The organism is Neobacillus drentensis, from assembly GCF_036966985.1.
Taxonomy (GTDB): domain Bacteria; phylum Bacillota; class Bacilli; order Bacillales; family Cytobacillaceae; genus Neobacillus; species Neobacillus drentensis_E.
This window is the reverse complement of record NZ_JBALSN010000422.1, coordinates 1-5,746: the sequence shown is the minus strand read 5'-3', so window position 1 is coordinate 5,746 and position 5,746 is coordinate 1. Positions and strand designations below refer to the sequence as shown.

The 5,746-nt window shown below is 38.5% G+C and carries 8 protein-coding genes; 4 read left to right on the top strand and 4 right to left on the bottom strand.

Annotated elements, in window-relative coordinates:
* Window positions 1–144 precede the first annotated feature (144 nt).
* Window positions 145–486, top strand: coding sequence for a YtrH family sporulation protein (locus tag V7659_RS24090; RefSeq protein WP_180230121.1), 342 nt, complete (start codon window positions 145–147; stop codon window positions 484–486).
* Window positions 483–983, top strand: coding sequence for a sporulation membrane protein YtrI (gene ytrI / locus V7659_RS24085; protein ID WP_335542676.1), 501 nt, complete (start codon window positions 483–485; stop codon window positions 981–983). The genes V7659_RS24090 and ytrI overlap by 4 nt, the downstream gene beginning before the upstream one ends.
* Before the next feature lie 31 nt (window positions 984–1,014).
* On the opposite strand, the gene V7659_RS24080 is transcribed toward ytrI, so the two are convergent.
* Window positions 1,015–1,965 carry a DHH family phosphoesterase gene (locus V7659_RS24080; protein ID WP_335542675.1) on the bottom strand — a complete coding sequence of 317 codons (951 nt, stop codon included), beginning with the start codon at window positions 1,963–1,965 and terminating at the stop codon, window positions 1,015–1,017.
* 96 nt (window positions 1,966–2,061) lie between these two features.
* On the opposite strand from V7659_RS24080, the gene V7659_RS24075 reads away from it, so the two are divergent.
* Window positions 2,062–2,373, top strand: coding sequence for a YtpI family protein (locus V7659_RS24075; protein WP_335542674.1), 312 nt, complete (start codon window positions 2,062–2,064; stop codon window positions 2,371–2,373).
* 87 nt (window positions 2,374–2,460) lie between these two features.
* On the opposite strand, the gene V7659_RS24070 is transcribed toward V7659_RS24075, so the two are convergent.
* The 3 genes from V7659_RS24070 to V7659_RS24060 form a co-directional block, all read right to left on the bottom strand.
* Window positions 2,461–3,780, bottom strand: coding sequence for a CBS domain-containing protein (locus V7659_RS24070; protein ID WP_335542673.1), 1,320 nt, complete (start codon window positions 3,778–3,780; stop codon window positions 2,461–2,463).
* A 126-nt stretch (window positions 3,781–3,906) separates the two neighbouring features.
* On the bottom strand, window positions 3,907–4,146 hold the full coding sequence (locus V7659_RS24065) for a hypothetical protein (RefSeq protein ID WP_335542672.1): 240 nt from the start codon (window positions 4,144–4,146) through the stop codon (window positions 3,907–3,909).
* Between the two features lie 82 nt (window positions 4,147–4,228).
* Complete coding sequence (locus V7659_RS24060) at window positions 4,229–4,909, bottom strand: metal-dependent hydrolase (protein WP_335542671.1); 681 nt, start codon at window positions 4,907–4,909, stop codon at window positions 4,229–4,231.
* A gap of 187 nt (window positions 4,910–5,096) precedes the next feature.
* On the opposite strand from V7659_RS24060, the gene V7659_RS24055 reads away from it, so the two are divergent.
* Window positions 5,097–5,746, top strand: a 650-nt coding sequence (locus V7659_RS24055; protein ID WP_335542670.1) for a M24 family metallopeptidase, incomplete at its 3' end; no start/stop codon positions are given.

Here is a 5,746-nt window from a genome sequence, read left to right as displayed (position 1 = left end):
AGGAGTCTTCGTGCCTTCCTCTCCAATCAACAGGGTGCCAAAATGGACGTTTAGCTTTATCATATCCATTTAAAAAAACATATTTCTATTGGTTTGTCCATATACATGAGTATTGGGTATTGACTATGCGTAGAGGCGGTTGACATGATGAAAGAGATTGGTTTTTTTCCTGCTTTTATTGAAAGCTACTTTATTGCCTTGGGAGTCGTACTCGGCGGATCACTTATTGGGGGGATTGCTTCATTCCTAACTGGTCAGCCGCCGCTGACAACGGTATATCGCTTATCTTCAGCACTTAGAATCTGGGCCATTGTATCCGCCATTGGTGGAACGTTTGACGCAGTTTATACGTTTGAAAGGGGTTTATTTAACGCAGATACAAAGGATCTTTTTAAACAATTCTTATTAATCCTCTCTGCCCTTGGCGGTGCCCAGACTGGAGCTCTAATTATTAATTGGTTAACCCAGGAGCATATCTCATCATGAGAATCCCGCCATTATATCGAAAACCTGCCTGGCAGCGTTTTTTTGCTGGAATGGCCGTTGGGGGAGCGATTAGCTGGTGTATTTTTTTATATATTTATGGGGTCTGGCAGGAGGAGAACACAGAATTAATCCGGAAACAAGCACAGGAGATTGTTGACTTAAACGAGGAGAAAAAAATTTGGCAGGATGAATATAAAGAGATCAACAAGCGGAACATTGAACAACTCACGGTACAGAAAATCAATATTCGAATTACAAACTGGGAAAAATATAAACTTGATTCGTTAAGTGTATTAGAGACAGAAGACTCAGTGAAGGATGACATTAGTATGATGCTTGCAAAAGATATTGAAACAGTTTATAAAAGTAAAGACCTTCTAAAAAAGATTATTGAAAATAAACCAGTAAAGATAAATGATAAAAGGTATAAACTTAAGGTTAAAGAAATGGTTTTTTACACGAACCTATCTATTCAATTAGAGATTCAATTTGAATAAAAAAATCGGCCGGAGGAGGGCCGATTTTTTTCTATTTGCTTAAAGAATAGTTTTCACAAACCTCACCAAGTGCTTTCAATACATCATCCACTTCGCTCCAAGAATAGATGGAGGCTCCGGACGCTAGTGGATGTCCTCCTCCTTTGAACTTTCTTGCAACTACATTTATCACCGGGCCTTTGGAACGCAGACGAACTCTTATTTGCTCGTCTTCCTCAATAAAGAATACCCATGCCTTAATCCCTTTTACATTCCCTAATATTCCGACAAGCAGTGATGCTTCTGCTGGTTTTGCATTGTATTCTTTGAGAAGTTCTTTTGTTAATTTAACTGAGGCAACACCGTTTTTCTGAAGTTCAAAATTTTGAAGTATATATCCGTTTAATTTAACGATATTGAGATCTAATTCATACATCTTGTCAAATAACTCGGTACGAGAAAAATTATAATGGATCAATTCTCCGGCATAGCCTAGCGTTTTTTCTGTTGTACTCGGAAATAGAAATCTGCCCGTATCGCCGACTATTCCAGCGTATAAAAGTCTCGCCGCTGAATCGTTCATTTTTAGCCCTTTGGCTTGTCCCTTCAAATAAAATTCATAAATCATTTCGCTGCAAGAGCTGGCACTTGTATCCACCCATAGTAAATCACCATAAGGGTCTTCATTCGGGTGGTGATCAATTTTTATTAATTTATCACCAAGTGCGTAGCGTTTGTCACAAATTCTTTCCGCATTTGCAGTATCACAAACGATCACTAATGCCCCCTTGTAAACTTCATCTTCAATCACATCCAGCCTGCGCATGTAATGAAGAGTTGGTTCTTCTAGACCAACAGCATAAATCTTTTTATCCGGAAAGGATTCTTGTAAAATAGCTGCCAAGCCGCCTTGTGAACCATATGCATCCGGATCTGGACGGACGTGACGATGAATGATAATGGTTTCATATTTTTCAATCTCTGCTAATATTTGCTCAATCATGGGCGCTTCTCCTTTACCAACTCATAAACCATGGTGGTATTTTTTTGTTTTTACAGGTACAATAATAGAAGATTTTCTATGCTTGGAGGAAATAATATGTTTGTACTTGTTATATTAATTGCTATACTCTTTGCTTTCTACCTATTTTATAAAACAAAATACATCAGAAGCAACCGTTTAGTAGAAAAGAAATGGCTTGCCGCTAAATCAAATATTGCATTAGGGCTTTTTGTCCTTTTATTCGGAGTCAATCACATGCTATTTATTTCCGAAACAACGGTTATGTATATTGTTGCCGCTGTTTTCATTGTTTATGGAGCCATCTTCAGCTGGATCGGTTTCAAAAAATACAAACATTACCTTCCTTTCGCAATCGAGGAAGCAAAAAATTTTGAACTACAAAAATAAAAAATCTGAAGCCGCTTCTCTATGAAGCGGCTCTGTTTATACGAATAACTGTCCAGCTCCAGCGCCTAGAGACTGGAGCTTTTCTTTCTAACTTCTATCCAACAGTTGGCACATCATCATCGCTTTCCCTACTAATACGCCTTCATTAAAAACCTCAACATCCACTTTTCCAAATTTACGTCCTACTTCAAGTACTTTTGGATAAATTTCTAATATACTTTCCATCTGAACTGGTTTAATAAAGTAAATGGTCATATTTTCAACGACAAGGTCACCTTTTTTATATGATCGTAAGACTCGGTTCGCAGCATCTGAGACAATGGTAGTAAAAACACCGTATGAAATGGTTCCCAGCTGGTTTGTCATTTGCGGGGTTACTTCACAAGAGTACACCTCTTCTCCTTTTGCTTTGCCCTGCATTAATACCATTTGATTGGTAACGATATCATCAATGGTTTCCCCAACCTGTGGCTGTCGTTGGTTCATTTGTAAGGCCTTTAATACATCCTGCCTGCTAATGATCCCTTCCAGTCGGTTAGCGTCATCCGTAACAGGGAGAACTTCAATTCCTTCCCAGACCATGGTATGAGCCGTTGAGGCCACACTTGTTTTCCCATTAACAGACATTGGGTGTTTGGTCATAATCTTATCGATAGATGTATCCATACCTTGACCTAGGATATCCTTACTTGTAACCATCCCTTGTATTTTCATGTTTTGATCGACAACAGGATAGCGGCTGTGGGCAGTTTGTTGGTTAAATTCGTGCCATTTGGACACCTTATCCGTCGTTTTTAGATAAAAAGTATCGGCAAGCGGGGTTAAAATATCTTCAACTAATATTATTTCTTTTTTAATCAATTGGTCATAAATCGCCCGGTTAATCATTGTAGCAACCGTAAAGGTATCATAGCTTGTTGATATTACCGGTATTTCGAGTTTATCAGCCAGTTTCTTGATATGTTCTTCCGCATCGAATCCCCCGGTAATGAGTACAGCAGCGCCTGCTTTTAAGGCTAGTTCATGTGCCTGTGTCCGGTTACCAACAATTAAAAGGTTGCCTGCCTCGGTGTAGCGCATCATGGCTTCTAATTTCATCGCACCAATCACAAACTTACTTAATGTTTTATGCAACCCTGTTCTTCCGCCTAACACCTGTCCATCAACAATGTTTACTACTTCTGCAAAAGTCAGCTTTTCAATGTTTTCTTTTTTCTTCCGTTCGATTCTAATTGTTCCAACTCGTTCGATGGTACTGACATATCCCTTATTTTCCGCTTCCTTTATCGCGCGGTAGGCTGTACCTTCACTTACAGTCATCGCCTTCGCAATTTGCCTGACAGATATTTTTTCCCCAATTGGGAGTCCATCTATATATTGTAAAATTTGTTCATGCTTTGTGGCCAAGACCTTCACCCTTTTTATAGTCAACTTCCATTCATTCAGTTACGAATAATCTGGATTACATATAAATTTTATTATAGAGTGTTAAAAGCCTTGATTCAATGCGGATTCTCACATTGACCTTAATTCTCAGTGAAAGGACCTGGATTTCTTCTTTACTCGTCGATCTACTTGAGGTTTTTGACCCTGCCTTTTTGGGCTATAAAGCAGACCCGTAAGATTTCCAGCAATAACCATTAATGCAAATGCGAGCCATGCTAATGAAAATATCCCTTGGGCACCTTCGGCATGAATTGATAAGCGCGGTGCTCCGTAATAAAGTAAAAAGCCACAAAGTAACAGGCAAAGTAAATATCTGTTTTTTTTCAATTTATTTTCCTCCCCTAAAAGACTGCTTGTTCCATATTTATGCATAGGGGAGGTAAAAAAGTATGTAAATCACCTAGAACATTTAAATTTCGATAACTTCGCCTGGTTGAAGTAGTTTACCATTTTTATCTTCAAGCATTTCGATAAACTTGAAAGGATCCTGTTTAATTGGCGGGAAGGTATTGAAGTGAATTGGTACAACTGTTTTAGCTTTTAACAGTTTGGCTGCGTATGCTGCATCTTCAGGTCCCATTGTAAAATTATCTCCTATTGGCAGGAAGGCCACATCAATTGGATGTCGCTCACCAATCAGCTTCATATCTGAAAATAACGCCGTATCTCCAGCATGATAAATGGTCTTTCCTTCATTCATAAATAAAATCCCAGCAGGCATCCCACAATAGATGATTTCATTATTTTCTGTTGTATAGCTTGAGCCATGAAAGGCTTGTGTTAATTTAACTTTGCCAAACTCAAATTGATGGGCTCCGCCAATATGCATCGCATGGGTATTCACTCCCTGCCAGCTTAGGTAAGTTGAAAGCTCATGATTAGCTACAACGAGGGAATTATTTTTCTTTGCTAACTCGACCGTATCCCCGACATGGTCATTGTGTCCATGCGATAAAATAATGACATCAGGCCTTGTTTCAGCCACTTTCAAGTCTGTTAATTGGTTACCATTAATAAATGGATCAATTAAAATTTTCTTTCCATTTGTTTCAATTTGTACCACTGAATGTCCGTGATAAGATATTTTCATCACATTCGCTCCTCTCGTTTTCTTCTATTACTTATTTCCATACAATAGCTGGAATCCCTTCCATAATCTCTAGTATTTTCCTGAAAAATCGAATTTAAGCAAGAGGACTTTAAAACATCGAAAGTTTACTTTTCATGTTTTAATTGATAATCTCAAATAGGATATGAATTACATAGGGGGAGTTAACATGAATCAACGATTAACGAAACTTCAATCATGGATGAAGGATAACGATATAGAAGTTAGTTTTCTAACCTCTTCTGAGAATGTATTTTATTTAAGTGGATATTACACCAATCCACATGAGCGGCTGCTCGCACTAGCAGTCTTTCAGACGGAAGAGCCTTTCCTTGTCTGCCCTGCAATGGAAGTGCCTGATGCCAAACGGTCAGGCTGGGACCATGAAATTATTGGTTACAGTGACATCCAAAACCCATGGGAAATGATATTAAATTCTATTAATAAAAGAATAAAGGGTGTATCGAAAGCAGCGATTGAAAAAGAACATATGAATGTAGAACGCTATGAACATCTTTCCAAGTTATTCCCACAAGCATCTTTTGTTTCTGCTGAAGAAAAATTACGCATGCTTCGAATGATTAAAGATGCCAAGGAATTAAAAATTATTGAAGAGGCTTGTGCCCTTGCCGATTTCGCCGTTGAATTCGGGGCTAGTGAAATTAAGGAAGGAAAAACAGAGTTAGAAATTCTAAATGCCCTAGAGTACGCCTTAAAACAAAAAGGTGTTACCGAAATGTCGTTTTCGACCATGGTTCTTGCCGGAGCCAATGCCGCTTCTCCTCATGGAAACCCAGGAGAAACAAAAATTCAAAAAGG